The 26991-nt window shown below is 70.5% G+C and carries 20 protein-coding genes and 1 tRNA gene; 9 read left to right on the top strand and 12 right to left on the bottom strand.

Translation table 11 applies throughout. The annotated features are described in order from the left end of the window. The first annotated feature begins 781 nt into the window (after positions 1 to 781). Positions 782 to 2155 (top strand): NsdA family TPR-like regulatory protein, encoded by a 1374-nt coding sequence (locus tag ABD350_RS20255; protein WP_344349603.1) that lies wholly within the window; start codon positions 782 to 784, stop codon positions 2153 to 2155. Positions 2156 to 2401: 246 nt separating this feature from the next. On the opposite strand, the gene ABD350_RS20250 is transcribed toward ABD350_RS20255, so the two are convergent. Continuing rightward, a complete protein-coding gene (locus ABD350_RS20250; RefSeq protein WP_344349602.1) occupies positions 2402 to 3532 on the bottom strand; it encodes a Leu/Phe/Val dehydrogenase in 1131 nt (376 codons plus the stop codon). A 99-nt stretch (positions 3533 to 3631) separates the two neighbouring features. Further along, positions 3632 to 5353: a PHA/PHB synthase family protein gene (locus ABD350_RS20245; RefSeq protein WP_344349685.1), complete on the bottom strand. Its 1722-nt coding sequence runs from the start codon at positions 5351 to 5353 to the stop codon at positions 3632 to 3634. A 511-nt stretch (positions 5354 to 5864) separates the two neighbouring features. Here ABD350_RS20245 and ABD350_RS20240 point away from each other — a divergent pair. Further along, positions 5865 to 7580, top strand: a complete 1716-nt coding sequence (locus ABD350_RS20240) for a long-chain-fatty-acid--CoA ligase (RefSeq protein WP_344349601.1) — start codon at positions 5865 to 5867, stop codon at positions 7578 to 7580. 47 nt (positions 7581 to 7627) lie between these two features. On the opposite strand, the gene ABD350_RS20235 is transcribed toward ABD350_RS20240, so the two are convergent. Continuing rightward, entirely contained in the window at positions 7628 to 7969 is a 342-nt protein-coding gene (locus ABD350_RS20235) for a transposase (RefSeq protein WP_344349600.1), read from the bottom strand. Positions 7970 to 8377: 408 nt separating this feature from the next. On the opposite strand from ABD350_RS20235, the gene ABD350_RS20230 reads away from it, so the two are divergent. Then, positions 8378 to 10132 carry an alpha-keto acid decarboxylase family protein gene (locus ABD350_RS20230; protein WP_344349599.1) on the top strand — a complete coding sequence of 585 codons (1755 nt, stop codon included), beginning with the start codon at positions 8378 to 8380 and terminating at the stop codon, positions 10130 to 10132. Positions 10133 to 10476: 344 nt separating this feature from the next. Here the strand turns inward: ABD350_RS20230 and ABD350_RS20225 are convergent. Further along, a tRNA-Pro gene (locus ABD350_RS20225) sits at positions 10477 to 10550 on the bottom strand. 45 nt (positions 10551 to 10595) lie between these two features. Next, the gene (locus ABD350_RS20220) at positions 10596 to 12026 is read right to left on the bottom strand and encodes an MFS transporter (RefSeq protein ID WP_344349597.1); all 1431 of its coding nucleotides are present in this window, start codon (positions 12024 to 12026) and stop codon (positions 10596 to 10598) included. A 245-nt stretch (positions 12027 to 12271) separates the two neighbouring features. Here ABD350_RS20220 and ABD350_RS20215 point away from each other — a divergent pair, with 245 nt between their 5' ends. The 4 genes from ABD350_RS20215 to ABD350_RS20200 all read left to right on the top strand — a co-directional run bounded on the left by ABD350_RS20215 (position 12272) and on the right by ABD350_RS20200 (position 15650). Further along, complete coding sequence (locus tag ABD350_RS20215) at positions 12272 to 12850, top strand: TetR/AcrR family transcriptional regulator (protein WP_344349596.1); 579 nt, start codon at positions 12272 to 12274, stop codon at positions 12848 to 12850. A gap of 128 nt (positions 12851 to 12978) precedes the next feature. Next, positions 12979 to 13323, top strand: coding sequence for a cupin domain-containing protein (locus ABD350_RS20210; RefSeq protein WP_344349595.1), 345 nt, complete (start codon positions 12979 to 12981; stop codon positions 13321 to 13323). 136 nt (positions 13324 to 13459) lie between these two features. Further along, positions 13460 to 14611 (top strand): Gfo/Idh/MocA family protein, encoded by a 1152-nt coding sequence (locus tag ABD350_RS20205; RefSeq protein WP_344349594.1) that lies wholly within the window; start codon positions 13460 to 13462, stop codon positions 14609 to 14611. A 34-nt stretch (positions 14612 to 14645) separates the two neighbouring features. After that, positions 14646 to 15650 (top strand): Gfo/Idh/MocA family protein, encoded by a 1005-nt coding sequence (locus ABD350_RS20200; protein ID WP_344349593.1) that lies wholly within the window; start codon positions 14646 to 14648, stop codon positions 15648 to 15650. Between the two features lie 40 nt (positions 15651 to 15690). On the opposite strand, the gene ABD350_RS20195 is transcribed toward ABD350_RS20200, so the two are convergent. Continuing rightward, positions 15691 to 15885 (bottom strand): hypothetical protein, encoded by a 195-nt coding sequence (locus ABD350_RS20195; RefSeq protein ID WP_344349592.1) that lies wholly within the window; start codon positions 15883 to 15885, stop codon positions 15691 to 15693. A 124-nt stretch (positions 15886 to 16009) separates the two neighbouring features. Then, complete coding sequence (locus ABD350_RS20190) at positions 16010 to 16912, bottom strand: sugar phosphate isomerase/epimerase family protein (RefSeq protein WP_344349591.1); 903 nt, start codon at positions 16910 to 16912, stop codon at positions 16010 to 16012. A gap of 226 nt (positions 16913 to 17138) precedes the next feature. On the opposite strand from ABD350_RS20190, the gene ABD350_RS20185 reads away from it, so the two are divergent. Continuing rightward, entirely contained in the window at positions 17139 to 18494 is a 1356-nt protein-coding gene (locus tag ABD350_RS20185; RefSeq protein WP_344349590.1) for a cellulase family glycosylhydrolase, read from the top strand. Between the two features lie 76 nt (positions 18495 to 18570). Here the strand turns inward: ABD350_RS20185 and ABD350_RS20180 are convergent, their stop codons facing one another. From ABD350_RS20180 to ABD350_RS20165, 4 genes are read right to left on the bottom strand one after another with little or no spacing between them, the layout of a single operon-like run. Next, positions 18571 to 20964, bottom strand: a complete 2394-nt coding sequence (locus tag ABD350_RS20180) for a beta-xylosidase/alpha-l-arabinosidase (RefSeq protein ID WP_344349588.1) — start codon at positions 20962 to 20964, stop codon at positions 18571 to 18573. Beyond that, positions 20961 to 21779 (bottom strand): carbohydrate ABC transporter permease, encoded by an 819-nt coding sequence (locus tag ABD350_RS20175; RefSeq protein WP_344349587.1) that lies wholly within the window; start codon positions 21777 to 21779, stop codon positions 20961 to 20963. Before ABD350_RS20175 ends, ABD350_RS20180 begins: the two co-directional genes overlap by 4 nt. Continuing rightward, positions 21776 to 22732: a carbohydrate ABC transporter permease gene (locus tag ABD350_RS20170; RefSeq protein WP_344349586.1), complete on the bottom strand. Its 957-nt coding sequence runs from the start codon at positions 22730 to 22732 to the stop codon at positions 21776 to 21778. The genes ABD350_RS20175 and ABD350_RS20170 overlap by 4 nt, the downstream gene beginning before the upstream one ends. A gap of 7 nt (positions 22733 to 22739) precedes the next feature. Then, positions 22740 to 24044 carry an ABC transporter substrate-binding protein gene (locus tag ABD350_RS20165; protein ID WP_344349585.1) on the bottom strand — a complete coding sequence of 435 codons (1305 nt, stop codon included), beginning with the start codon at positions 24042 to 24044 and terminating at the stop codon, positions 22740 to 22742. A 134-nt stretch (positions 24045 to 24178) separates the two neighbouring features. Between ABD350_RS20165 and ABD350_RS20160 the strand changes: the two genes are divergently transcribed. Then, positions 24179 to 25201, top strand: a complete 1023-nt coding sequence (locus ABD350_RS20160) for a LacI family DNA-binding transcriptional regulator (protein ID WP_344349583.1) — start codon at positions 24179 to 24181, stop codon at positions 25199 to 25201. Between the two features lie 620 nt (positions 25202 to 25821). Here ABD350_RS20160 and ABD350_RS20155 read toward each other — a convergent pair. Beyond that, complete coding sequence (locus ABD350_RS20155) at positions 25822 to 26907, bottom strand: endo-1,4-beta-xylanase (protein ID WP_344349582.1); 1086 nt, start codon at positions 26905 to 26907, stop codon at positions 25822 to 25824. Positions 26908 to 26991 lie beyond the last annotated feature (84 nt).

The raw sequence follows: 26991 nt of genomic DNA, 5'->3' as shown, positions 1-26991 counted from the left end.
GCAGTTGCGCCGAATCGACGTGTGGCCTGCACTGGTTCGAGAGTCGGTCAGGCCTCCGAAACTCGTCGCGTTCGCCGCTGCCGGTCGATTCGGAGCCGCACGCGTCGGAGGCCGTTGCCCGGACAACCGTCGGTCTCACTCCGCTCAGGGCTCGCAGGGCCCTGAACAAGGCAAAGGAGCACAGAGTGATTCCCTTTCCGGCTCACCGGGACCCCTCGGCACGGTCCTGACGCTTGGCGGGCGACGTGAGACGCTGAAGGCGAGGAGGGAGTAGCGCCGTGGCCATGGACGGGCCGCAGAAGGGCACTGTCAACACGCCGAGACGACCGCGGGGATGTGTTTCCCTCGGAGCCCGGCGCCTTCCCGTGTCCGGCCGTCGAGGCGTCCGAATCCCGCTTGGCATATGCGGGCGTCAAGCTGCAAGCGACGCGACGGACGCGCTGCTTCCTCGAATCCTGTTTGTTCACTCCGGGGAGTGCTTCATGCCGCGTCGTACCTTCAAGGCGCTGTCTTGGTGCGGGAAAACGATGACGTGCTCATCCGGAACCCTGTGGTCGCGTTCGTGAAATGTCGCGTATCCCTTGATGATTCCGTGAAACATGCGCTTCCCGGTGCGCTTCCCGGTCCGGATTCTGCGAAGTATTCGGTTCCCGGAGAACTGACACGGTGTCTCGTTCGCCGTTGAACGCGTCATTATCAGCCAGAAGACCCCTGGTGGTGCTGCCTTGGCTGCGGGGGCGGGCAGAAAATATCGGTACAGAAATGCGAAGGAGACGAGGATATGGCCGTGCCACCACGTGTGGGCCGTGAGGCCAACGAACGGCTTCGTGCCGTGATGGAAGCAGCGGGGTGCTCCAGCACGGGACTTGCCCGCCGGGTGAACGCCTGCGGCGCAGAGCAGGGACTTGATCTGCGGTACGACAAGACGTCGGTGGCCCGGTGGCTACAAGGCCAGCAACCTCGCGGTCGAGCCCCGGACATCATCGCCGAGGCGCTGACGCGCAAACTGGGTCGTACGGTGACCGTCGATGACATCGGGATGAGCGCCGCACGGGGTGCGGCGTCCACGGTGGGGTCGCGGTTCGAACCCACGGTGGCGGGCGCCCTGCAGCAGGCGTGCGCACTGTGGCGTAGTGACACCAGGTACGGCAACCTCGGTACCAGGGACCGATTAGCCGCCTCGGTGCTCGTTCAGGCCAGCCGTGACTGGCTGATCGCCGAGCCAGATCTCGATATCGCGATAGAGGGTGTTCCTGCGGTCGGCTGCAGGGACATCGCGGCGGTGCGGGCGACGACTGCGGCATTCTCCGACCTGGACCACAAATTCGGCAGCGGAAGCATACGCTTGGTCGCCGTGCGTTACCTCGACAGTGTCGTCTCCGAACTCCTCGCCGGCCCGTACCCTGAGACGACAGCACGGTCCCTGTTCGAAGCTGTCGCACGGCTGACAGAAGTCACAGCCTCCATGACCGTGGACACCGGGCAGTTGGGACTGGCTCAGCGCTACTACATCCAAGCACTGCGCTTGGCGCAGGCAGCGGGTGACCGTCTCTTCGGGGGGTACATCCTGGCCTCGGGAATGGGGCATGTGGCGCTGCACCTCGGCGACGCGAGTGAAACCGTCCAGCTCGCGCGAGTGGCGAGAGAGGGAACCCGGCAACGGATCAGCCAGGCCCCGCAGGTCGTCTTCTACTTGACCGAGGCCCGCGGTCACGCCCTGCTGGGGGACGCGGCCGCCTGTGAGAGGGCCGCCGGGCAGGCACGTGACCTGCTGGAGAGGGACGACTTCGACGAGCAGGAGCGCCCGGACTGGGCCCATCACGTCGACCGGGCCTACATGGCGCAGGAGCTGGCTCACTGTTACCACGACCTGGGCAAGCCGGAGACCGCCGTACGCTGGATTCAGGAAGCACTGCGAGAAGACACCCTCAAGAGACCACGGCGTCGCGTGCTCAGCTTGCTCCTCCTGGCTTCGGCGGAATTGCGACTGGGCGAGGTCGCGCGGAGCTGCGGCACCGCGGCACAGGCCCTCGCGTTACTGCGTGGAATACGCTCCGCTCAATGCACCAAGCGTATGGAGGAGTTCCGCAGCCGCCTGGAGGCTTCGGGGCATCACGAAGAGGCTCGTAGCCTCCAACCAGCGGTCGACTACTGAAGCTTGCCAGCGCGTCCGGAACACCGGGGGACGCCTCCGTTCCCGCTGCGCCGCCGCTGGTCCTCGGAGGAACACCACCGCGCTCGCGGGCCTCGGCCATCCGGGCGCGGGCCGAGCCCTATGGTCATCCGGCGTCCCCCGACAGGACGGTCACACCACTCCACGTACTGCGGCCGAGGGACCGACGTGCCGGGCATCAGCGCGGAGCAGGCGGTCGCCGATGCCCGACAGCGCGGGAGCCGCCACTCAGGCGACGCGGCCGGGACGGGGCGAGCGACCGCTTGCCGCTGCGGTCCGTGCGCTCGCCGCCGTGGCGATGCGCTGCTCGGCGATCCGGTCCGCGGCCGCACCCGGCAGAATGTCTTCCGCCTCAGCGTGTTCCAGGATCGCCAGCGTGGTGTCGAAGATCGCGTCCACCTTGGCCAGGATCTCACCGTCCGTGGCCCCGCGCAGTCCTCCGGCCGCATGAATCACCCCGCCGGCGTTGACGACATAGTCCGGGAGGTAGAGGATTCCGCGATCCTTGAGTCGTCGTTCTATACCAGGGTGAGCCAGCTGGTTGTTGGCGGCGCCGCACACCACCTCGGCAGTGAGCAGCGGGACGACGTCATCGCTCAACGCCCCGCCGAGAGCGCAGGGAGCGTAGACGTCCAAGCCCTCGAGCCGGATCAGGGAGCCGGTGTCCTTCACCGCGGTGATCTCCGGGAACTTTTCGGTGATGCCACGCACTGCCTCGCCCCGCACATCGGTGACCACCACACGGGCGCCTTCCTCGAAGAGGAGTTCCACCAGTAGGTGGCCCACCTTGCCTACTCCCGCGATTCCGACCGTCCGCCCCTGGAGAGCCGGCGTGCCCCAACGGTGGAGGGCTGCCGCTTTCATGCCTTGCAGGACACCGCGGGCTGTGAAGACGGACGGATCGCCCGTTCCACCGCTCGTCGTGGGACGGGTCACGGTCCACGGGCAGGTGGACGCGATCACCTCCATGTCCTCCGGTGTGGTGCCGACATCGCATGCCGTCACGTACCGGCCGTCCAGAGAAGCCACGAATCGACCGTAGGCCAGCAGCAGTTCCTCGGTTTTGATCCGTTCGGGGTCCCCGATGACGACGGCCTTGCCGCCGCCGAAGTCAAGCCCGGCGACGGCGTTCTTGTAGGACATTCCGCGTGACAGCCTCAGCACATCGGCCAGGGCTTGGCCCTCGTCGGTGTAGGAGGTGAAGCGGACGCCGCCCAGAGCCGGGCCCAACGCGGTGGAGTGGACGGCCACGAAGCCTTTCAGGTCCGAGGCGGGGTCCTGGAAGAGGACGACTTGCTCGTGTCCGGTCCCATCGGAGTCGAACCGGGCGGCGAGGGTCTTGAGGTCGAAGGCGAGCATGATGCTTCTCCTCGGAGATGGATTGTTGCGCGTCGCGCTGAGGGGTCCGTGGACGTCGGCCAGGCCGTCGTCGAACCGGCCGCGTTCGGCCGGGTGCTTTCATCGGCGGTGCGCCCGTCGGTCGGCTTTTCCGCCGGAGGCACCGACCGAGGAGGGTGGGGTCCAGGTGCCGTGACCGGCAGCCGTCGCGCGAATCGGGCCACCGGTGCTCTTGCCATCGGCCGGCAGCACGTACCTTCCGGGAGCGGGGGGCCCAGGCGGGTACCGGGTACTGCCCACCGTGCGACCGGGGACATGAGGGCCCGAACGGGGGGCGAGCCATCTCGACCACGCCGTCCACCAGGACTCTCCCTGGGGCAGGGCGTGGGCGAGCCAGTCCTGGGGCCTCGGAGGGAGAGTGTTCCGGCCGGTGAGGTAGTCGGCCTTCGGGCGTGGAGGATTGATGATGCCTCCGACATGTCCCGAGGGCACCAAATGGAAGGCGACGTCACCCCCGAGCAGCCGAGCGCTCCTGTACACCGTTTCCCAGGGAATGATGTGATCGCGTGAGCCGGCTACCACGAAGGCGTCCTGTGTCACGGCGGACAGATCGATGTCTCGCTGACCGACCCGCAGCCGGCCTTGGGCCAGAGCGTTGTCCGCCGCGATCCGCAAGGTCTGCCTGAAGAGAACCTCAGGCACGTCGATCCCGTCCTCGCTCCAGGCCCAGATGTCGAAGGGCCGTGGTCTTTCCCCCATGAGCCACCCGGAGATGAGCGGCTGCCAGATGGTCTCCCTGGGGCGCAGCAGGTCGAAGAGGAGGCTGATCTTCCTGCCGTCGACAAGGCCCTGCTTGTTGGAGAGCATGCGGGTCAGCGACCCTATCTCCGTGTCGGACGACTTGTGATCGTCCTCCGGGTCCGCGTAGTCCAGCGCTGACATCAGCAGGGTCAGTGATGCCACCCCGGTCTCACTTCCCGCCGCCAGCCAGGCTGCCGCGGATGCCGCGAACAGCCCCCCGGCACAGACTCCCACCAGATGGGCCTGGTCTGCCCCGGTGATGTCACGCACGACTTCCAGGGCACGCAGCGGGGCTCGCAGCAGGTATTCGTCCAGACCGAGACCGGTCTGCTCGGGCCGGGGGTCGCGCAGACTGATGGCGAAGGCGGTGAAGCCATCGCGAACCGCCCACTCGACAAGGCTCCGACCGGGCGCAAGGTCGTAGATGTAGAACTTGTTGACCCAAGCGGGGACGAACAGCAGCGGCACCTGACGCACCTGAGTGGTCTGGGCCTCGTACTGGATCAGTTCCATCAGGTCATTGCGGTAGACGACCCGGCCGGGAGTGGCGGCCAGGTCCTCGCCCATCCGGTAGGCGCCGGGCGTCATCTTGGCCGGCCGGCCCCGGCGGCGCACCACGTCGTGCAGAAGGTGGCCCGAACCGCGGACCAGACTCACCCCTCTGGTCGCCGCACCCCGGCGCAGCGCCGCGGGGTTGCCCGGGAGGAAGTTCACAGGAGCCAGGGTTTCCGTGATGACCTGGGCGAGGAACTGCAACTGCCGACGGCGCCGGGCCGGCAGATATGGCGCTTCCGCCGCTGCCAGGAGCAGCCGACTCCATGTCAGGTAGTACTGGAGAACCCGCCGGTATTCGGGATCGGTACGCCAGGACGGGTCGTTGAAACGCCGGTCTTCAGGGTCCGGGACGCACTCGGAAGCCACGAACAGTTCGCGGAGCCGCCCCGCGCGAGAAGGCCGTCGTGCTTTGGCACGCCGTTTCCGGAAGACGGGATCCAGGTCGTATTCATCGTACGCAAAGGGTTCGCTGCCGCACGGACTCATCACAGTATCTCCTTGCCGCGCCAACGGTCACGCCGACGCTGGAGAGCAAATTTAGGAGTGCGCAGGGTGCACCGACAGGCGTGTTCGTGGGTTTACGGAGCAGTCGGCCACGGAGGCGGACACCGAGCGTACGGAGGGCGTGGAACGGAGGCCGCGTAAGTGTCCGCACCACTTTCACGACCGCTGCCGCACGTCTCTTCTGGTGGTCCTTCGGACAAGCCATGGACGGGGGGATTCCCGGGCGTGTAGTCACAGGTGTCCGCGCTGCTCAGCCTTCTGGAGACAGGCGGACCGGCGCGTCGCCAGAGATGACGGCCCAGATTGCTTTCAGTGGCGGGCGTCGCCTTTTACCGGCGCCTTCTTTCCGATGCCGGTAACCATGCGAGACGGCCCCGGAAGGAGACTCGTGAAGCGATGGACACATACATTGACCGCGCGGATTCCGGGACCGAGGCAAGAGGCCCGGCCACCCGGCATGACACCCAAACTGGAGGTCACTGTGCGCAGCACCATGTCCGACTTTCCGCTCACCGCGGCCCGCATCCTGCGGTACGGCTCCGGTGTCCATGGCACCTCGAGTGTGTCCACGTGGAACGGGGAGGGATTCGTCCGCCGCAGCTACGGGGAGGTGGGCGAGCGCGGTGCCCGCCTCGCGCACGCGCTCCGAGACCGGCTCGGTGTGCGCGTCGGAACCGGGGGTACGGGGGAGCAGAGTGTCATCGGCACCCTCATGTGGAACAACACCCGTCATCTGGAGTTGTTCGTCACCGTCCCCGCGATGGGCGCGGTGCTGCACACGCTCAACCCCCGGATGTCGTCCCGGCACATGGCCTACACCCTCGGGAACGCCGGTGACGAAGTCATCGTCGTGGACGCCGGCCTGGTCGAGGCACTCGTTCCCGTTCTGCCCGAACTGCCCCGGTCGGTACGGCACATCGTCGTCGCCGGCGCGAGCGACCGGGAACTGCTCGCCGGGTTCGCGGGTGAGGTGCACGATTACGAGGAACTGGTCGGCGAGGGCCCTCTCGACTACCCGTGGGCGGAGCAACTCGACGAAGACGCGGCCGCAGTGGTGTGCTACACCTCCGGTACGACCGGCCATCCCAAAGGAGTGGTGTACAGCCATCGGGCGATGTATCTGCACTGCCTGCAGTTGGTGGCTCCGAGCCATTACAACGTCAGTCAGCGCGATGTTCTCTTCCCCGTCGCGCCCATGTTCCACGTCAGTGGCTGGGGCATACCGCACGTCGCGTTTCTCACCGGCGCCGACCTGCTACTGCCCGACCGGCACATCCAGGCGGCATCGCTCGCTCGCATGATCGAGCAGGGGCGGCCCACCTTCAGCGCCGCCGTACCCACCGTGTGGGCGTCCCTTCTGGAGGAATTGGACACCCATACCTATGACACGAGCAGCCTGCGCACCGTGTTCACGGGTGGTTTCGCCTGCCCACCCGCCCTGATGGCTGCTTATCGGGACCGGCATTCCATCCAATTCCTGCACGGCTGGGGAATGACCGAGACCTTGGGAGTCGTCAGCGCGGCCGTGCCTCCGGGCGGACTGGACGCCGACGAGGAGTGGACCTACCGCGTCAGTCAGGGAAGGTTCTCCGCGTCGACGAGGTTCCGCCTTGTCGGGTCCGACGGTGCCCTCGTGCCGCATGACGGCGTAAGCATGGGAGAGCTGCAGGTGTGCGGTCCCGACGTCACCCACGCGTACCACGGCGGAGTGAACGCCCCTCCGATCCGGCCGGCGGACAACTTCACCAGCGACGGCTGGCTGAGGACCGGCGACATCGGGAAGATCTCCCCCGACGGATTCCTGACACTCACCGACCGTGTGAAGGACGTCATCAAGTCCGGCGGCGAGTACATCTCCAGCATCGACCTGGAGAACACGCTGATGGAGCATCCGGCCGTCTCCGAAGCGGTGGTGGTCGCGGTGCCTGACGAGCGCTGGGGCGAACGGCCCCTGGCCGCCGTGTCCCTGCGCGAGGATGCCGACATCGGCCCGGAAGAGTTGCGTGACTTCCTCGCCCACCGCATCGACGCCTGGATGATGCCCGAACGCTGGACCATCCTGCGGACGGTACCGAAGACGTCAGTGGGCAAATACGACAAGCGTCATGTCCAGGACCAGTACCGGAAGGGCGAGTTCGACGTCGTTCACCTCTCCCGGCGCCCCGGTGGCTCGCCCCCCACCGCGCCGCCCGAGCACACGGACGGGTGACGCGGCGGGCCCGTCCGTCCGGGGCGCACACGGCAACGTGTCCTCACTCACCGTGACATGGCCGCTTCCGCGATCGACACCGCCCACCGCTTCTCGTCATCGGCTCCCTCACCCTCCAGCACCGCCTGCCGCATCCGCTCCCACAGCCCTGCCTCGCACCACGCGACGAAGCGACGGTGCGCCGTCGCCGGGGAGACCGCGAAGGAGGACGGCAGGCGGCGCCAGGCGGACTCACTGGACAGCACGTAGACCACGGCCGTGAAAACACTGCGGTTGTCCAGCGGGCCTCTGCCACCCCCCTGCCTCCGTGGCCTGAACTCCGGGAGCAGCGATGCGACCATCTCCCACAAATGATCAGGTACCAAACGCTGTGACAACCTCTCTCCCATGGACGACATCATGGCGTCCCACCGGCACGGCACAAGTGAGGGAACCGTCTCGTCCGGTCGGTGGTGTAGCGTCCGGGGGGGTTCCGAGGCGGTCGCCCCACGCGCGCACACCTGACTGCCACAGCGCGAGCAGGCTCACAAGCAAGCGGCCCCAGTACGCTCTATCCCGGTTCGCGCGCCTGCCCATGGCAGTCGGCGCACCTCTACAGTGATCTCAGGGTGAACGGCGCCCTCCTACTGAAGTGCCCGGCCGAGCGAGGACAGTGGCCGACGGCAGGCCACCCACCGACGCGGGACCGGCCGCTCACCCCCGCCGGACCGTGCCGCCCTCGACGACAAGCAGGAGCACTCCGACGGCACGGGCACGCGCAGTGGGGCCAGTCGCCCAAGGAATGGGGAGACCGACCTATGAAATCCCACCGTTCGAAGGCCGGTACGACGGTCATCGACCACATCCTGAACCGTCTGAACGACCTGGGGGTCAGACACCTGTTCGGTGTCGCCGGCGATTACAACCTCGCTGTCCTCGATCACGTGGTCGCCCACCCGGAAGTGAAGTGGGTCGGGGCCGCGAGTGAACTCGGTGCCGCGTACGCGGCCGACGGCTACGGACGCATCCGGGGGTTCGGAGCACTCCTGACGACCTTCGGTGTAGGAGAACTGAGCGCGATCAACGCGGTGGCCGGCAGCTACACGGAACGTGTACCACTCCTGCACATCGCAGTCGGACCCACACAGGCCACCGAGCGCGCCGGGCTGACGGTGCACCACAGCATGGGAGACGGGGACTTCGACCGGTTCCTTCGCGCGCAGCGGCAGGTCGTCTGCGCGGACGCCGTCCTGCGTCCCGACAATGCCGTCATGGAGATCGACCGGGTGCTGACTGCCTGCCTGCGGGAAAGCCGTCCCGGCTACCTCCGGGTGCCCCGCGATGTCGCCTTGGCGGCCGTCCCGCCGCGCCGGCCGTTGGCCGCACCCCGGCAGCAAACCGTGGACCAGGGCAGCCTCGATGCCTTCCGTGCCGCGGCACGTGCCCGGCTCGCTGCCGCGAAGAGCGTGGTGGTGCTGGCCGACTTCCTCGTGGACCGTTTCCACGCCCGCTCAGAACTGGCGGACCTGCTGCGGGCCGGAGCGTTCCCTCACGCGGTTCTGGCGACGGGCAAAACCGTCGTGGACGAGAGCGCTCCGGGCTTCCTCGGTCTGTACGCGGGAGCCATGAGCGAGAAACACGTCCGCGCTGCCGTCGACAGGGCGGATCTGCTGATCCGTGCCGGAGTCCTGCTCGCCGACATGACCACCGGAAAGTTCACCCACCGGTTCGATCCGGAGGCGGGCATCGACCTCGGGCCCAGGAGCGCGAAGGTGGACGGGGCCGTTTTCCCAGGTATACCGCTGGCCACGGGACTGGCCGTGCTGACGGATCTTGTCCGGGATCTTTTCCCGGCACACAGTGGTCCCGCCGTTGCCGGCCACCACAGGCCGGAAGCGCCGACGCGTCGAGTCCCCGCCCGCCCGGCCGCGGTCCCCAGGCGGACGACGCCCCGCCGGTCCCGACTGCACGGCTCCCTTCGGCCGCTCACTCAGTCCTACCTCTGGTACGCGGTGGGCAGTGCCATACGGCCGGACCACACCGTTGTCGCCGACGACGGCACCTCGCTGCTGGGCATCGCCGATCGCCGTTTCCCCCGGGGAGCCCGGTTCGTCGCACAACCGATGTGGGCGTCCATCGGCTTCAGTCTGCCCGCGCTGCTGGGAGCCCAACTCGCCGATCCCTCCCGGCGCGGGGTGCTGCTCATCGGCGACGGCGCGGCTCAGCTCACCGCCCAGGAACTGGGCACCATCAGCCGGTACCACCTGAAGCCGATCGTGATCCTCGTCAACAACCACGGCTACACCATCGAGCGCATCACCCACGGCCTGCGCGCACCGTACAACGATGTCGCACGCTGGCACTGGACCAAGGTGCCGACCGCCCTCGGTGTGTCGCATCCGCTCGTGCTGAGGGCCCGTACCCGGACCGCGTTGGACCGCGCGCTCGCTCGTGCCACGGCCACCACCGACCGACTCGTCCTGATTGAAGCATTCACCAGCCAGTACGACGTTCCCCCGGCGCTGAAACGCCTGGCTGTCAACCGACCGGACAAGGCCCGTTGGGTCGCCTGAGAAACCGGCGTCGCACCGCGGTCTCGCGGGCCACCGCTCACGGGCCGAGCGATCGCAAGCGCATGATGTCCCCAGTCATCGAGGAGATCCGCCCGCGCGGCGGACGCATCTCCTCTGCCGTCCCCTGCGCCACCCCACCCGGACGTCCACAAGATCACGGCCGTCGGCGCAGCACTCTCCGCACACCTCAGCGCCGTCCGCGCCGCCCGCTCACTCCCGGGCCCGATCGTCATGACCCGCTGACACCGGTCAAGGAAGCCCTGGTCCCCAACCGGTCCCCGAAAACGGCCGAAGGCCGGTTTCGGATATCTCCGAAACCGGCCCTCACCTGCGACTCTCACGAGTCGGGACGACAGGATTTGAACCTGCGACCCCTTGACCCCCAGTCAAGTGCGCTACCAAGCTGCGCCACGTCCCGCCGCGGTCCCACGCGGGGTGTCCCGCGTGATCACGCAGGTCAACACTACCGCACCCGGGCGGGTGCCCGCGTCACCCCGGGGTCGGTGGGCGCCTCGGCCGGGGAGCCTTGGCGGCGGGCCGGGACCAGGAGGGCGGCGCCGGCCGCGGCCAGGCAGAGCAGGGTGAGCAGGGCCCAGCCGTGGGTGTAGCCGGAGGCGTACGGCAGGCCCGAGGGCTGGAGCCGGCCGGTGACCAGGACGCTGGTGAGCGCGGCGCCGATGGAGCCGCCGATGGTGCGGATGTTGGCGTTCATGCCGGTCGCGGCGCCGGTCTGGGCCACCGGCACGCTGCCCACGATGAGGTTCGCCATCGAGGCGAAGGCCAGTCCGATGCCGAGGCCGAACAGGCCCGCGACGACGCCGATCTGCCACCGGGCGTCATGCCAGAGGGTGAGGAAGGCGCAGGCCAGCGCGCCGAGCGCGGCGCCCGTGGTGAGCAGCGCCTTGGCGCCGACGCGCGGCTCCAGCCGGCCCGCCAGCACGCCGGAGAGGAACATCGCGACCAGCATCGGCAGCATGAGCAGTCCGGACTCGGTGACGCCGGCGCCGAAGCCGTAGCCGGCCGCGGCCGGTGTCTGGACGAAGCCCGGCAGGAAGGACCAGATGGAGTACATGCCGGCGCCGAACAGCAGGGCGGCGGTGTTGGTGGTCCGCACCGCGGGCAGCCGCAGCACCCGCAGGTCGATCAGCGGGGTGCGCGAGCGGGTCTCGGCCACCAGCCACACCGCGAACAGCGCGAGGGCGGCGGCGAACAGGCCGAGCACCTTCGCCGAGCCCCAGCCCCACTGCCCGGCCTGGCTCAGCGGCAGCAGCAGGGCCACCAGCCAGCCGGAGAGCAGCACGGCCCCGGTCCAGCCGACCTTGCCCTCGGTGCGTTCGGACGACTCGGGGATGTAGCGCAGGGCGATCAGGACGGTGGCGGCGACGATCGCCACCGGGATCCAGAACAGCCAGCGGTAGTCGAGCGCGGACACGATCGGTCCGGCGGCCACCATGCCGACGCCGCCGCCGGCCGCGATCACGGCGGAGAGGTTGCTGATGCTGCCGCTGACCCGGGTCGGGGCGAACTCGTCGCGGATGATGCCGAAGGAGAGTGGGAAGAGGGCGCCGCCGACGCCCTGTAGGACCCGGGCGACGATCAGTATGCCGATGTTCGGGGCCAGGGCGGCGACCAGACAGCCCGCGAGGACGGCCAGCAGGACGGCGACGAGGGTCCGTTTCCGGCCGGCGAGGTCGCCGACCCGGCCGAGGATCGGGGTGAAGACCGAGGCGGACAGCAGATAGGCCGTCATCACCCAGGTCGCGGTGGACGGGGAGGCGTGCAGGGCGTGCTGGACGGTCGGCAGGGCCGGCGCGATCAGCGACTGGAGCATGGAGAAGACGCCGGCACCGGTCGCGAGGACCGCGAAGGTGAGGCGGGTGGAGGCGCGGGGCATGAAGGAGCCTCTCCGGGGATCAAGGGAAGCGGAGGGTCGGGTACACGCGGTGCGTGGTGCGGGTTCCCGTGGATGCGTGGTGCGGGGGCGCGGGTCGTACGGGCCGTGCCCTGGTCGCGGGGGCGGCGGCGCGGGCCGCGTCCGGCCACGGCGGAGCCACCCCGCACTGGTAAAGTGGAGGTACCCCTCCACTCTAGCGGAGGCCAACCTCCGCTTCAATTCCCTTTCCTCCCCGGGAGGCAGCAGTGACGGCCACGCCGTACCCCGTCAGCGAGATCGTGGCGGCCCGCCGGCCGCACCGTAAGGACGCCGCCCGCAATTTCGACGCCCTGCTCGACGCGGCCCGTGAGGCGTTCGCCGAGCACGGGGCCGACGCCGCCCTGGAGGACATCGCCCGCCGCGCCGGTGTCGGCATCGGCACCCTGTACCGGAACTTCCCGACCCGCCGCGACCTGTTCGAGACGGTCTACGCCGACGAGGTCGCCGCCCTGTGCGAGGCCGCCGCGGAGCCGACGGACCGGGAGCCTTGGGAGGCACTGTCGGCGTGGCTGGACCGGTTCGCCGGTTACATGGTCACCAAGCGCGCGGTCCGCGAGGCGCTGAACGGCGAGTCGGACATCTTCCAGACCTGCCGCGAGTCCATGTACGCGGCCGGCGGCCCGCTGCTGGAGCGGGCGCAGCGAGCCGGCGCCGCCCGGACGGACATGGACTTCGGGGACCTGCTGCGGCTGGTCGCCGGGATCATGGCGACGACCTTCGAGGACGACGCCCAGCGCGACCGGGTGCTGGCCATCGCGCTGGACGGGGTGCGCACCGGCCGCTGAGGCCGGGGCACGGCGATCCCGTGCCACCGCTCTGCCCACCCCGCGCGACGAAGTGTCCCGCGACCGGCCCCGATGCCCCACACCCTGTCCACGGCGGCGCGGCGCGCCCCCCGACTAGGGTCGGCCGCATGACGCACAGCTTCGCGCTCCACATCCCCGACGCCGACCTCGAACCCGAGCCCCTGGACCCGGCGCAGATCGTCTCCGGGAACCCGGAGGTGACCGGGAAGGTGGTCTGGGAGTCGCCGGACGGGCGGCAGCTCCGGGGGATCTGGCAGATCACCCCGGGCGTGGTCACGGACACGGAGGCCGACGAGCTGTTCGTGGTGATCAGCGGCTCGGCCACGATCGAGGTCGAGGACGGGCCGACGCTGCGGGTGGAGCCCGGCGACATGGCGGTGCTGCGGGCCGGCGACCGCACCCGGTGGACGGTGCACGAGACGCTGCGCAAGGCGTATGCGATCACTCTCTGAGAAATGCGCGATCACTCTGCGAGAGACAGGGACGAGCGACCCGAGGGTTGACACGCCGCCATGTCCGGACAAAGGTGGCCCGGAGCCGGGACGGACCGGTCCGGGCGCCGGTCCCACGCTTCTGGGAGAGGCTGTCATGGTGGATGCGCTGGGTGTCGCCGTCATCGGGTTCGGCTGGATGGGCCGCGTGCACACCCAGGCGTACGCGCGGCTCCCGCACCACTATCCGGACCTCCCGCTGCGGCCCCGGCTGGTCACGGTCGCCGAGGAGGTGCCGGGGCGGGCCGAGGAGGCCGCCGAGCGGTTCGGGTTCGCCCGCGCCACCCGTGACTGGCGCGAGGTGGCCGCCGACCCGCGCGTCCAGGCCGTCAGCGTCACCGCGCCGAACTTCCTGCACCGGGAGATCGGCGTGACCCTGGCCGAGGCCGGCAAGCACCTGTGGATCGAGAAGCCGGTGGGCCTGGGCACCGGCGACGCGCGCGCGGTCGCCGACGCGGTCGCGCGGGCCGGTGTACAGGGCACGGTCGGCTTCAACTACCGCAACGCGCCCGCCGTGGAGGCCGCCCGCGAGCTGATCGCCTCCGGCGGGATCGGCACGGTCACACATGTGCGCGTCCGTCTGTTCAGCGACTACGCGGCGGATCCGGACACCGCGCTGACCTGGCGCTACGAGCGGCGGCGCGGCGGCAGCGGGGTGCTCGGCGACCTGGCCTCGCACGGCGTGGACCTGGCCCGCTTCCTGTGCGGCGACATCGCCTCCCTCGCCGCGGACACCGCGGTCTTCGTCCCGGAGCGCGCCCGCCCGAGCGGTGCGACGGCCGGTCACGCCCGGTCCTTCGGCGGCGAGCCGGGCCCGGTCGAGAACGAGGACTACGTCGGCTGTCTGCTGCGCTTCGCCTCCGGCGCCCGCGGGGTCCTGGAGGCCTGCCGGGTCTCGGTCGGCGAGCAGAACGCCTACGGCTTCGAGGCGCACGGCACCCGGGGGGCGGTGTTCTGGGACTTCCGGAGGATGAACGAGCTGGGTGTGAGCCACGGCACCGGTTACCGGGACCAGCCCGTGAGCACGGTCTACGTCGGCCCGGGTGCCGGCGAGTTCGCCGCGTTCCAGCCGGGCGCGGCCAACGCGATGGGCTACGACGACCTGAAGGTGATCGAGGCCTGCCGCTTCGTACGGTCCGTCGCCGAGGGCACGCCGTACGGCACCACTCTCGCGGACGCGGTGCACAGCGCGCGTGCGCTCGACGCGATGGAGAGGTCCGCGCGGACCGGCGGCTGGGTCAGCCCGTAGGCGCGAGGGGTTTGTAAGGACAAGAATGGGGCGCATGCGTATCGGAATTCTCGGTCTCGGCCGTATCGGCTCCTTCCACGCCGAGACCCTCTGCGGGCTCGACGCCGTCGAATCGCTCGTCGTCACCGACCCGTTGGCGGACGCGGCCGAGCGCGCGGCGGAGCGGTTCGGCGCCGAGGTGGCCCCGTCGCCGCGGGCGCTGCTGGCGTCCGGTGTGGACGGCATCGTGGTGGCGGCGGCCACCGACGCCCATCCCGCGCTGATCCGGGCCGGTATCGAGGCCGGTGTCCCGGTCTTCTGCGAGAAGCCGGTCGCCCGGACGATGAGCGAGGGTGTCGAGGTCCTCAGGGCCGTACGGGAGGGCGGCGTGCCGGTGCAGATCGGTTACCACCGGCGCTTCGACGCGGGGTTCGCCGCCGCCCGGGCCGCCGTACGGGCCGGTGAGCTGGGCGCGCTGCACACCGTGCGGTCCACGACACTGGATCCGGCGCCGCCGCCGGCCGCGTACATCGCCGCGTCCGGCGGCATCTTCCGGGACTGCGCCGTGCACGACTTCGACAGCATCCGCTGGGTGACGGGCCGTGAGGTCACCGAGGTGTACGCGGTGGGCGGCAACCGCGGCGCCGGCCCCATCGAGGCGGCGGGCGACGCCGACACCACCGGCGCGCTGCTCACCCTGGACGACGGCACGATCGCGACGGTGTCCAACTCCCGGCACAACCGGCGTGGTTACGACGTGCGCATGGAACTGCACGGTTTCGCCGACTCGCTCGCCGTAGGCCTGGACGACCGGCTTCCGCTGCGCTCGGCCGAGCCCGGCGCACACTTCCCCTCGGGCACTCCGCACGCCTTCTTCATGGACCGCTTCGCCGCCGCCTACCGCGCCGAACTCGCCGCGTTCACCGAGGTCGTGGCCGGTGTCCGGCCCTCCCCCTGCACCGTGGCCGACGCCCTGGAGGCCGGCTGGATCGCCGAGGCGTGCACCCTGTCCCTGCGCGAGCGCCGGCCGGTGGCGCTCGCGGAGGTGCGGCCGGCCTGAGCGGCGCGGGGACGGTGCCGGGCCCGTCCCCGCGCCCGGGTCAGCCGCAGTAGCGGATCAGCCACTCGTCCGCGTTGTAGGTGTCCCGCGCCGGGTCCGGCCGGGTGGCCGGCCGCGTCTCGACCGTGTCCTCCGGGCGTATCCGCTCGGGCAGGCGGCCGAAGCGCTGCCGTCGGGTGACGGCCGCGTCGGCGGCGTCCCGGGGCGTGTCGTGGGTGTGCGTGCGGTGTGTCATGTAGTCCTCCCGTCCACGCGGGCGTTCCCCGTTGTCGGTCGAACGCCCGGGTGCCCCGGTTGGTTCCCGGCCGCGCCGTGGCCGAATCCGTCAGGGGAGCGCAGGAACCGGCGCGGGCGCCCGCTCAGGCGCCGCAGGAGCGCAGGAAGCGGCGGGTGCGGACGGCGATCGGCAGCGGCCGGTCCGGCTCGCACGGGTACATGTCCTGCTCGACGATCGCGAACAGGTCCACGCCCAGTCCCTGTGCCGCCCGCAGCACCGGTGCCAGCTCCGGGACCCCGGAGGGCGGTTCGCACATCACCCCGCGCCGCACGGCGGGCCCGAACGGCAGGCCCTGGGCGACGACCTCGGCGAGGATGTCCGGGTCGACCTGCTTGAGGTGCAGATAGCCGATGCGCTCGCCGTAGGTCTCGATCAGCTTGACGCTGTCGCCGCCGCAGTAGGCGTAGTGCCCGGTGTCCAGGCACAGGTTCACCCGTGCGCTGTCGGTGGCGTCCAGGAAGCGGGTGACGTGGGCCTCGGTGTCGAGGTGGGTGTCGGCGTGCGGGTGGACGACGATGTCCAGGCCGTAGGTCTCCCGGACCCGGTGGCCGAGCCGTTCCATGCCCCGGGTCAGGTGGGTCCACTGCTCGGCGGTCAGCTCGGGCGGCTCCAGGATTTCGGCGGTCTTGTCGTCGCGCCAGAAGGAGGGGATCACCACCAGGTGCCGGGCGCCCATGGCCCGGGTGAGCGCGGCGACCCGGGCGACGTGTGTCCAGGTCTCCTCCCAGACGGCCGGTCCGCGGTGCAGGGCGGTGAAGACCGTGCCCGCCGAGACGTTCAGGTTCCGCCGGGCCAGTTCGTCGGTGAGCCGGGCCGGGTCGGTGGGGAGGTAGCCGTAGGGGCCGAGTTCGATCCAGTCGTAGCCCGCCTCGGACACCTCGTCGAGGAAGCGGTGCCAGGGGGTCTGGTGCGGGTCGTCGGGGAACCAGACGCCCCAGGAGTCGGGGGCGGAGCCGACCCGGATGCGGTCGAGGGTCTGGGCCATGGCAGCGGTTCCTCTCCGGGTCGGTTATCGCGGGCGGGGGCCCGCTGTCCCTCCTTTGTCAGGACATCATTTCACGAACGCGCTCGTATGTAAGGAGGGTGGTGCGGTCCCTCGTGCTGGTCTTTCCCGTGTGCGCCTGGTAGCACGGGGGTGTTCGAAGTGCACGCCGAGTCAAGGACGTTGCTGCCGGCCCCCACCGCCCCGGAGGTTTCCTGTGCTGCGAGCGATGCTGACGGCGGGCGCGGCCGTCGCCGCGCTGCTGGCCCCCGCCACCGCCCACGCCGAGGAGGGCGGGCCGGGCATCCCCCCGCTGACCGACGTGCAGGGGCGGGTGCTCACCCTGCGCGGCTGGAACATCGAGGACAAGGCGCACCGGGGCGAGCAGGCGCTGAGCGCGATCACCGAACGGCATCTGCGCGATCTGCGCGCCCAGGGCTTCGACTTCGCCCGGCTGCTGGTCTTCTGGGACGATCTGGAGCCCCGGCCCGGGCAGTACAGCGAGCGCTACCTGCGCAGGATCGAACGCGTCCTGGACTGGGCCGAACGCCAGGACGTGCGGGTCGTCCTCGACGCCCACCAGGACGTCTTCGGGCCCGCCTTCGGCCACCGGGGCATACCCGAGTGGGCGACCAGGACCGACGGGCTGCCGTTCACCCCGCATCCGGACGACTGGTTCGCCGAGTACTTCGAGCCCGCCGTGCAGCGCGCCTTCACCCATCTCTACGAGGACGACGACCTCCGGCGCGCCCAGGCCCGGATGTGGCGCACGCTCGCCACCCGCTTCGCCGGCCATCCGGCCGTACTCGGCTACGACCTGATCAACGAGCCGATGGGCGAGCCGAGGCCCGGGGAGGACCTGCCGGCGGCCGCGCGCCGTATCGAACGCGAGCAGCTCACCCCGATGTACAACCGCCTGGCCGACGCCGTCCGGCCGGCCGACCGGGACGCCTGGCTGTTCGTCGAGCCGACCCCGGTCGTCGGGGAGGGCGTGCCGACGGGCCTCGGCCGCGTCCGCGATCCCCGGGTGGTGTACGCGCCGCACTTCTACGCCACCGCGATGGAGGCGGGCGCCGACTACGACCCCGGGGCCGGCTGGATCGAGGCGTACGAGCGGGCCGTCACCGCGTACCCGAAGCGGTACCGGGTCCCGGTGGTGGTCGGCGAGTGGGGTCCGCCGGACAGTTCCCTGCCGCACATGAACCGCTTCTACCGGGACGCCATGGCCTCGCTCGGCCGCTATGCCTCCGGCTGGGCGGGCTATGTGTGGTGCTACGGCGGCGGGTACTGCGCGCTCGACGGCACGGGCGCGTTCCGCGCCAACAAGGAGCTGACCGTGGAGCCCTACGCCGAGACCGTCGCGGGCACGGTCCGCTCCGCCTCCTACGACTCCCGGGCGGGCGTGTACCGGCTGGTCTACCGCGCGGCACCGCACGGCTCCCGGGTGAGTGTGCTGTCCGTGCCGCCGGGCGCCTGGCGGATCACGGCCGGGGGCGGGGCGGGCGTCGTCAGGCGCACGGCCGGCCGGGCGTGGGTCCGGGCGGTCCCGGGCACCCTGGTGACCGTCACGGTGACGCGCGGGTGAGGCCGGCCGCGGCGCGCGGCCGGCCACGGTGACGACGTGCGGCCGGCCACCGCCGGGGCCGGCCGCGCGCACCGGGTCAGACGGCGGGGCCCGCCGGCCGTACCGTCTCCTGTTCGAACCGCGCGTGGAACCGGCGGGTGTGGTCCACATGGCGTTCCGGGCCGGTCAGGGTCACCGTCGCGGTCAGGCGGACGTCCGCGCTGGATGCCGCGAGGCGCAGCCGCAGTTCGCCCGGTTCGACCACCCGGCGGCCGTCCCGGCCGGTGAAGGAGGCCAGGTCGGCGGGGACGGTGACCCGCACCCGGCGGGCCTCGCCCGCGGCGAGCCGCACCCGGGTGTAGCCGATGAGCCGCTGCACCGGCTGGACGACGGAGGCCACGGGATCGTGCAGATACAGCTGGACCACCTCGGTGCCGGCCCGCTCCCCCGTGTTGCGGACGGTGAACGCGAGGGAGAACTCGCCGCCGGTGTCCGCCTCCGCCCGGCCGACGGTCAGCTCGTCCCAGTCGAAGGACGTGTAGGACAGCCCGTGCCCGAACGCGAAGGCCGCGGTGGGGTCGATGCTGGAGACGTCGCTGGCCTGGGCGAGCCGGGCGCCCAGATAGGTGGCGGGCTGGCCGCCGGTGTCGCGGGGCACACTGACCGGCAGCCGTCCGGAGGGGTTGGTCCGGCCGCTGAGCACGCCGGCGATGGCGCCGGTGCCCTCCACCCCGGGGAAGAAGGACTGCACGATGGCGGCGGCCTCGTCCACGGCCCGGCCCAGGGCGTAGGGCCGGCCGGCCAGGAGGACCGTCACCACGGGCGTACCGGTGTCGAGCAGCGCGTCGAGCAGCCGCTGCTGGGCGCCGGGCAGCGCCAGGGACTCGGCGTCGCAGCCCTCGCCGCTGGTGCCCCGGCCGAACAGGCCCGCGCGGTCGCCGAGGGCCACCACGACGACATCGGCCTGGCGCGCGGTGTCGACGGCCTCGGCGATGCCGAAGATGTCGCCGTCGTCCACGCCGGTGCCCGGTACGACGGTGAGGTCCGTCTCGGGGAACTCCCGCCGCAGGGCGTCCTCCAGGGTGGGCAGCTCGATGCCGGGCGGGGTGCCCGGGTGGTGCACGCCGACGTGCTGGGGGAAGGAGTAGCAGCCCAGCACGGCCGCGGGCGCGGTCGCGTTGGGGCCGATCAGGGCGATGCGGCGGGGCCCGGCGAGGGGCAGGGTGCCGTCGTTGGCCAGGAGGACGACGGCTTCCTCCGCGATGGTCCGGGCCAGTTCCCGGTTCTCGTCGGTGTCCAGGTCGATGGTGCCGCGCAGGGTGCCGGGGTCGTCCAGGTCGGCTCCGCGCAGCGCGGGCGGGACCGGGTTCCAGCCGGCGTCGAGCAGGCCGAGCCGGGCCTTCTGGGTGAGCACCCGGCGCAGGGCGCGGTCGATGAGCGCCTCCGGCACGCGGCCCGCGGCGACGGCCTCGGCGAGGGGCGCGCCGAACGTCTTGACGGTGGGCAGTTCCACGTCGACGCCGGCGCGCAGGGCCGTCGCCGCGGCCTGTGCCCAGTCCCCGGCGACCCCGTGCAGGGTCTTGAGGAAGGCGATGCCGAAGTAGTCGGCGACGACCGTGCCCGTGAAGCCCCAGGTGTCGCGGAGCAGCCCGGTCAGGAGGTCCTCGTCGGCCGCCGAGGGGATGCCGTCGGTGTCGGTGTAGGCGTGCATGACGGAGTCGGCCCCGCCCTCGACGATGGCCATCTCGAACGGCGGCAGCAGGACGTCGGCCCGTTCGCGCGGGCCCATGCCGACGGGCGCGAGGTTGCGGCCGGCGCGGGAGGCGGAGTAGCCGGCGAAGTGCTTCAGGGTGGCGACCACACCCGCCGAGCCCAGCCCCTGCACGTAGGCGGTGCCGATGCTGCCGACGAGGTAGGGGTCCTCTCCGATGGTCTCCTCGACGCGGCCCCAGCGGGCGTCGCGCACCACATCCAGGACGGGCGCGAGGCCCTGGTGGACGCCGACGGAGCGCATGTCGCGGCCGATGGCGGCGGCCATCCGGCGGATCAGGTCGGGGTCGAAGGTGGCGCCCCAGGACAGCGGGACGGGGTAGGCGGTGGCGCCCCAGGTGGCGAATCCGGCCAGGCACTCCTCGTGGGCCAGGGCCGGGATGCCGAAGCGGTTCGCCGCGGTGATCCGGGTCTGGGTGCGCAGCAGGGACAGCGCGCCGAGCGCGGGGTCGACCGGTGCCGTGCCGAACGGGCGGGTCAACTGGCCCAGCCCGGCGGGCAGCAGGGCGTCGAGGTCGACGGCCTCCTCCATGTCGTGCTGGTGCGGGGCGACTTCACCGCCCTCGTCGGACGCGCCGACCCAGACGCCGTACAGCTGGGCGGTCTTCTCCTCCAGGGTCATGGCGTCGATCAGCGCGGAGACGCGGGTGCCGATGTCCTGGGACGGGTCGTTCCAGAGGGGGACTTCGGGGGTGGTCTCTACGGCCACGTTGGCGGTCACTTTCCTCCCATGCCCATCAGGCCCTGGACCAGGGCGCGGCGGGCGAACAGGTAAACGAGCAGGACGGGCACCATGGACAGCGTCACGGCTCCCAGCAGGCCGGGGATGTCGATTCCGTGTGCTGTCTGGAAGTTGTACAGACCGAGGGTGATCAGCTTGGTCTCCTCGGACTGGGTCAGGACCAGCGGGAACAGGAAGCCGTTCCAGGCCTGGAGCGCGGAGAACACCACGATCGTGGACAGTCCGCCGCGCGAGAGCGGCACGACGAGCTGGAAGAACATCCGCCTCGGGCTCGCCCCGTCCATGGTCATGGCCTCGAACAGCTCCGGGGAGATGTCCCGCATGGCCCCGCTGAGGATGAGCGCCGACATCGGCAGGCAGAACGCCGCGGTGGGCAGGATGACACCCAGCAGGTTGTCGTACAGCCCGGCCTCGCTGATCAGGTAGAACATCGGCACGATCACGGCCTGGGCGGGGATGGCGAGGCCCAGCAGGAACAGCCGGAAGATCTGCGAGGTGACCCGGGAGCGGCTGCGGACGATCGCGTAGGCCAGCGGCGGTACGAGGACCAGCACCACGCCGACGACACAGACGGTGACGATGATGGTGTTGAGGAAGTACCGGCCGAAGCCCGAGTCGAACGCCCCGGTGTAGTTGTCCAGGGTGAACTCGCTGGGGAAGGACACGGGGCCCTTCTTGGCGTAGTCCTGCCGGGTGCGCAGGGTCGCGGCCAGCATCACGTACAGCGGCAGGCCGACCACGACGAGCCAGACGATCGAGCCGGCTCCGGCGAGGTAGTTGGGGCGGCGCCTCATGACACCCCCTCCATGTCGCTGCGCATCTTGTCGTAGCCGGAGACGCGGACCACGATCAGCGAGACGATGGTGGCGGCGACGACCAGGCACAGGGCGATGGCCGCGCCGGCTCCGAAGTCGAAGCTCTTGAAAGCCTTTTGGTACATGTAGTAGGCGCTGATGGTGGTGTCGGTGCCGGGTCCGCCCTGGGTGAGGATCAGCACGGTCTCGAACGTGGTGAGGCCGCCGACGATCATCAGGATCATCGAGGTGACGATCGAGTTGCGCAGCTGCGGCAGGGTGATGTGGAAGAACTGGCGGAAACGGCCGGCGCCGTCGATCTCCGCCGCCTGGTACAGCACCGGCGGGATGGCGCGGGCGGCACCCTGGTAGATGAGCGTGTGGAACGGGGTGAACTGCCAGGTGGCGACGAAGGCGAGGACGCCGATGGCGGTGCTCTGCTCGCCGAACAGGTTGCCGTCGCCGAACAGCCAGGTCATCCGCGCGGGGATGCCGAAGTTGGGGTCGAGCAGCGCCCGCCAGAGCACCGACACGGCGGTGGCGGACAGCAGCAGCGGGATGAAGTAGACCGCCGACAGGACGGCCCGGTTGCGCTGGTGGCCGGCGGCCCAGACGCCGAGCACGATGCTCAGCGGGGTCTGGAGGACCACGCCGAGGGCGGTGAGCAGCAGGGTGAGCCAGATGCTGCGGATCATGACCGGGTCGTCGAGGATCCGCTTCCAGTTGTCGGTGCCGACGAACTCGGGCGATCCCAGGCCGTTCCAGCTCATGAAGGACAGCACCGCGACCATGAGCAGTGGTGCGATGGCGAAGAGAGTGAAGAACAGGGTGGCCGGCAGCGCCCAGAGGAAGCCGGGGCGGGTGCCGCGGGCGGCGTGTGAGTCCTCCGGCCGCCGCCGGGCCTTACGGGTGGCCTCGGCGGTGGGCGGGGCGCTCGTGAGCTGTGTGGTCATGAGCGGTTCATTCGGTCGGGAGGGCCTGCATGGCCTTGCTAAAGCCGTCCTCGTCGAGCTGTCCGTTGAAGAACTGCTGAACGGCCTGGTGCATGGAGGTGGCGGCGGTCTGCGGGTAGGCCTGGTCCCAGGACAGCTGGAAGGTCTTGGCCTTGGCCACCAGGTCGTACTGGAAGCGGGAGTACTCGGGGCTCGCCGACTTGTCCAGGAACTGCGGGGTGGTCGTGGTGGTGGGCAGGTTGCCGATGGACAGCTGGGCCTTGACGAACTCGTCGGAGTACATCAGCTTCAGGAACTCGGCGACGGCCTCGGGGTGCTTGGTCTTCTTCATCACCGAGTAGAAGTTGTTGGTGTTGCCGACGACGTCCGAGGGGTCGCCCTTGCCGCCGGGAACGGTCGGGAACGGGCCGTAGCCCAGGCCCTTGGCGGCGAAGTCCTTGGCGTCCGTCTGCTGCTGCGAGTAGTACCAGGAACCCATCAGCTCGAAGCCTGCCTTGCCCTGCGCGACCAGGGCGGGCGAGGAGCCGTTGGTGTACTTCACCGAGTCGTAGTTCTTGCCGAACGCGCCCGCGTCGACCAGCTGCTTGAGCATGCCGAGCGCCTTCTTGCTGTCCGCGCTCGCCCAGGCGTCCTTGTCACCCTTGAGGGCCTTTTCGAACAGCCCCGGGCCGGCGACCCGGTCGTAGACGTACTCGAACCACATCAGCGTCGGCCACTGGTCGCCACCGCCGAGGGCGATGGGGGTGACGCCCGAGGACTTCAGCTTGCCTACGGCGTCGAGCAGTTCGTCCCAGGTCCGGGGCTGCTTCACCCCCGCCTTGTCGAGCACGTTCTTGTTGCTGAACAGCAGCACCGGCTGGGTGCCGCGCATGGGGATGCCGTACGGCTTTCCGTCCACGACGGAGCTGTTGTAGACGGTGGGCAGGAACTTGTCGTCGAGATTGGGGTCCTTCTTGATGAAGTCGTCCAGCGGCATCAGCAGCCCCGCCTTGACGAAGGGCTTGATGCTGCCGCCGCCCCAGTGGAAGAAGATGTCCGGCGCCTGGGGTGTGCTGATGATGGTCTGCAGCTTCTGCTGGTAGTCGGCGCCGGGAATGGTGTCGAGGACCGCCTTGACCTTCGAGGTCTTGTTGAAGGTGTCGACGATCTGTTTCTCGATCTTGTTGCCGGAGTCGCCGTAGACGAGCACGTGGATCTTGCCGTCGTTGGCGGAACCGCCGCCGCTGCCGCTGCCGCAGGCGGCGAGGGTCGCCGCCAGGGCGAGGGTCGCGCCACCCGCGACCATTCTGGACATCCGTGTACGCATGGTCATCCGCCTTCCGAAAGTTTCGGTATAAGAGCCGAAAGTCCTGCGGCTGGACAGTAGGAGGCGAGGGAAGAAATGGTCAACGGTCGTGCACGTACGCGGCCAAACCGTTACCCGGAGCCGTGCCCTATGCTGCGTCCATGCGCGAAGAAGTCCAGGTCGGTCGCAGAGTCACCCTGGCAGCCGTGGCCAGAGAGGCCGGCGTCTCGCTTCCGACAGTTTCGAAAGTGCTCAACGGTCGTTCGGATGTGTCTCCGGCGACCCGGGCCAAGGTGGAGCGTCTGCTGGAGGCGCACGGCTATCGCCGGCGGACGGCGGGGGCGCCGCAGGCGCCGCTCATCGAGATCGTCTTCCACGAGCTGGAGAGCGTGTGGGCGATGGAGCTCATCCGCGGGGTGGAGAACGTCGCCAAGCAGAACGACGCGACCGTGGCGCTCACCGAGAGCGGGACCCGGCAGGCGCCCGGCCCGGAGTGGATCGGGGGTGTGCTACGCCGCCGCCCGCTGGGCGTCCTGCTGGTCTTCTCGACGGTACCGGAGGACGTGAAACGCCAACTGCGGTCACGGGCCATCCCGTTCGTGATCGTGGACCCGGCGGGCGATCCGGACCCCGACGTGCCGTCCGTCGGCTCGGCCAACTGGGCCGGGGGCATGGCCGCGACGCGTCACCTGACCGACCAGGGGCACGAACGCGTCGCCATCATCACCGGCCCCGAGGACCTGATGTGCTCGCTGGCCCGGCTGGACGGGTACCGGTCGGCGATGGCGATGGCCGGGCACGAACCGGATCCGGCGCTGGTACGGTTCGGCGACTTCCACGTCCAGGGCGGCTTCGAACACGCCATGGACCTGCTGCGGCGGCCCGACCGGCCGACGGCGATCTTCGCCGGCAGCGACCTCCAGGCCCTCGGCGTCCTGGAGGCGGCCCGGGTCCTGGGCCTGAGCGTCCCCGGCCAGCTGTCGGTGGTGGGCTACGACGACGTGCCCCCGGCCCGCTGGTCGAGCCCGCCCCTGACCACCGTCCAACAGCCCCTCCAGCGCATGGCCGAGGAAGCGGCGCGCATGCTCCTGCGCCCCACGGACGCCCGGAAGTCGGCGCTGCGCATCGAGTTGGCCACACACCTGGTGATACGCCAGAGCACGGCTCCGCCTGGGGGGAGGTGAGGGGGGCCGGGCACGGGCGGCGCGGACTCGCCTCGGTACCTCGGCACCCCGGCGCCGGTGCGCTGTCGACGGCCCATTGCCGGCCGTCGCCCGATCACTCGCCGGACGGGCGCGCCCACGGCCGCGGCGACCGGGCGCGTTCTGTACCGATTATCCCATAACTGGGTCCGGGGTGTTCCGGGCCCCGGCGTCCGCGCCCCAGGGGCACCGCCCGGCGACACCGACAGGCCGGACCCTCGCCGCCGCCATAGCGGACCCCGCCGCGGGAAAACCCGCCGCGGGGGCCCGCCGTAGGGAATCCCGCCGCCGAGCACCCGCCGCAGAACACCCCGCCACAAAGGACCCGCCGCGGAGGACCCGCCATAGAGCAGCGCGCCGCGCAGGCCCCGCCGCAGAGCACCCCGCAACCGCCGCAGGAGAACCCGCCGCACAGAACCCACCGCGGAGAACCCGCCGTAGAGCATCCGAGCATCCGCCGTCGAAACCCCGCCATCGACGCGAAACCGGCCGTCGCGCCGCGTGGGAGTGGCGTCGGTGGCGGGCGGGCACCGGTCCGTACCCCCGGCGGGAGGCCGTGCGGCTCGCGTCTCCCCGGCCGCACCCCTCGTGTCAGCGCGCCGCTACTCGGCGGACCGCGGCCGTGCCCGTCCCGTCAGCTCCTCCTGGAGGGTGCGGTAGGCGGGCTTGGGGCGGTAGTTCTCGTCGAACAGGTTGGCCGCGCCCTCGCCGGGGAACGTGTCGGGCACCCAGGAGTACTTGTCGGTGAAGCCCCAGACGGTGAACGAGATGCAGTGCCGGGCACGCAGACAGGCGTCGAGCAGGCGTCGGTAGCCCTCGGCCTGGGTGGCCAGCTTGCCGTCGTCGGCCGGCGTCTCCATGCGGACGTCCGCCTCCGTCACGGCGGTCGCCAGGCCGAGCTTGTCGAAGCGGGCGAAGTTGGCCGCCATGTCGGTGGGCAGGCCGTACTGGATGCCGAGGTGCCCCTGGAAGCCGACCCCGTCGATGGGCACCCCTTCGGCCCGCAGGCGCTTCACCAGGTCGTACACGGCGTCGCTCTTCGGGCCCGACCACTCGGTGTTGTAGTCGTTGTAGAACAGCAGGGCACGCGGGTCGGCCTCGTGGGCCCAGCGGAAGGCGTCGGCGATGTAGCCGGGCCCGAGCTCGCGCAGCCAGATGCTGTCGCGCAGGGTGCCGTCCTCGTTGAACGCCTCGTTGACCACGTCCCACTGCCAGACGCGTCCCTTGAAGTGCCGGACGGTGTCGGTGATGTGGCGGTGCAGGATCTCCCGCAGCTGGTCGGCGGTGAAGTCCCCGGAGGTCAGCCAGGACGGCAACTGGCTGTGCCAGACCAGGACATGGCCGCGGACCTTCTGCCCGTGCCGGTGCGCGAAGTCGACGAGCCGGTCGGCGGCGGCGTAGTCGTACTCACCCTGACGGGGTTCGAGCTCCTCCCACTTCATCACGTTCTCCGGGGTGACGGTGGAGAACTCGGAGCCCGTGAGCCGGCGGTAGGCGGCGTCGTCGGCGAGCGCGGACATGTCGACCGCGGTGCCGACCCGCAACCGGTCGTCGGCGGCGAGCTGCCGCAGCGGGCGGTCCGCCGCGGCGGGGCCGCCCGTCGCGACCGCGGGACCGGCGGTGGTGAGCGGGAGCAGGGCGAGACAGCAGGCCGCGGCGGCGGCCGCGGTGAGGCGGGGCAGGTTCACGAGCACTCCTGAGGAGGATCGAAAGTTTCGTCTGCGGATACGAGCGTTGCGTCACGCTAAACACCCGCCTTTACCCCGTCAACC

It is taken from the genome of Streptomyces nogalater, from assembly GCF_039532885.1.
Classification (GTDB): domain Bacteria; phylum Actinomycetota; class Actinomycetes; order Streptomycetales; family Streptomycetaceae; genus Streptomyces; species Streptomyces nogalater.
Note: the sequence above shows the minus strand (reverse complement) of the source record. Positions and strands in the feature narration are given on the sequence as shown.

Bases quoted from the DNA above. Each gene is read 5' to 3' on its own strand.
- ABD350_RS20185 (WP_344349590.1), top strand. From the start codon at position 17,139: ATGCTGACGGCGGGCGCGGCCGTCGCCGCGCTGCTGGCCCCCGCCACC.
- ABD350_RS20175 (WP_344349587.1), bottom strand. From the start codon at position 21,779: ATGAGGCGCCGCCCCAACTACCTCGCCGGAGCCGGCTCGATCGTCTGG.
- ABD350_RS20190 (WP_344349591.1), bottom strand. From the start codon at position 16,912: ATGGCCCAGACCCTCGACCGCATCCGGGTCGGCTCCGCCCCCGACTCC.
- ABD350_RS20255 (WP_344349603.1), top strand. From the start codon at position 782: ATGGCCGTGCCACCACGTGTGGGCCGTGAGGCCAACGAACGGCTTCGT.
- ABD350_RS20205 (WP_344349594.1), top strand. From the start codon at position 13,460: ATGGTGGATGCGCTGGGTGTCGCCGTCATCGGGTTCGGCTGGATGGGC.
- ABD350_RS20245 (WP_344349685.1), bottom strand. From the start codon at position 5,353: ATGAGTCCGTGCGGCAGCGAACCCTTTGCGTACGATGAATACGACCTG.
- ABD350_RS20240 (WP_344349601.1), top strand. From the start codon at position 5,865: ATGTCCGACTTTCCGCTCACCGCGGCCCGCATCCTGCGGTACGGCTCC.
- ABD350_RS20235 (WP_344349600.1), bottom strand. From the start codon at position 7,969: ATGGGAGAGAGGTTGTCACAGCGTTTGGTACCTGATCATTTGTGGGAG.
- ABD350_RS20195 (WP_344349592.1), bottom strand. From the start codon at position 15,885: ATGACACACCGCACGCACACCCACGACACGCCCCGGGACGCCGCCGAC.
- ABD350_RS20200 (WP_344349593.1), top strand. From the start codon at position 14,646: ATGCGTATCGGAATTCTCGGTCTCGGCCGTATCGGCTCCTTCCACGCC.
- ABD350_RS20170 (WP_344349586.1), bottom strand. From the start codon at position 22,732: ATGACCACACAGCTCACGAGCGCCCCGCCCACCGCCGAGGCCACCCGT.
- ABD350_RS20210 (WP_344349595.1), top strand. From the start codon at position 12,979: ATGACGCACAGCTTCGCGCTCCACATCCCCGACGCCGACCTCGAACCC.
- ABD350_RS20160 (WP_344349583.1), top strand. From the start codon at position 24,179: ATGCGCGAAGAAGTCCAGGTCGGTCGCAGAGTCACCCTGGCAGCCGTG.
- ABD350_RS20220 (WP_344349597.1), bottom strand. From the start codon at position 12,026: ATGCCCCGCGCCTCCACCCGCCTCACCTTCGCGGTCCTCGCGACCGGT.
- ABD350_RS20230 (WP_344349599.1), top strand. From the start codon at position 8,378: ATGAAATCCCACCGTTCGAAGGCCGGTACGACGGTCATCGACCACATC.
- ABD350_RS20250 (WP_344349602.1), bottom strand. From the start codon at position 3,532: ATGCTCGCCTTCGACCTCAAGACCCTCGCCGCCCGGTTCGACTCCGAT.
- ABD350_RS20165 (WP_344349585.1), bottom strand. From the start codon at position 24,044: ATGACCATGCGTACACGGATGTCCAGAATGGTCGCGGGTGGCGCGACC.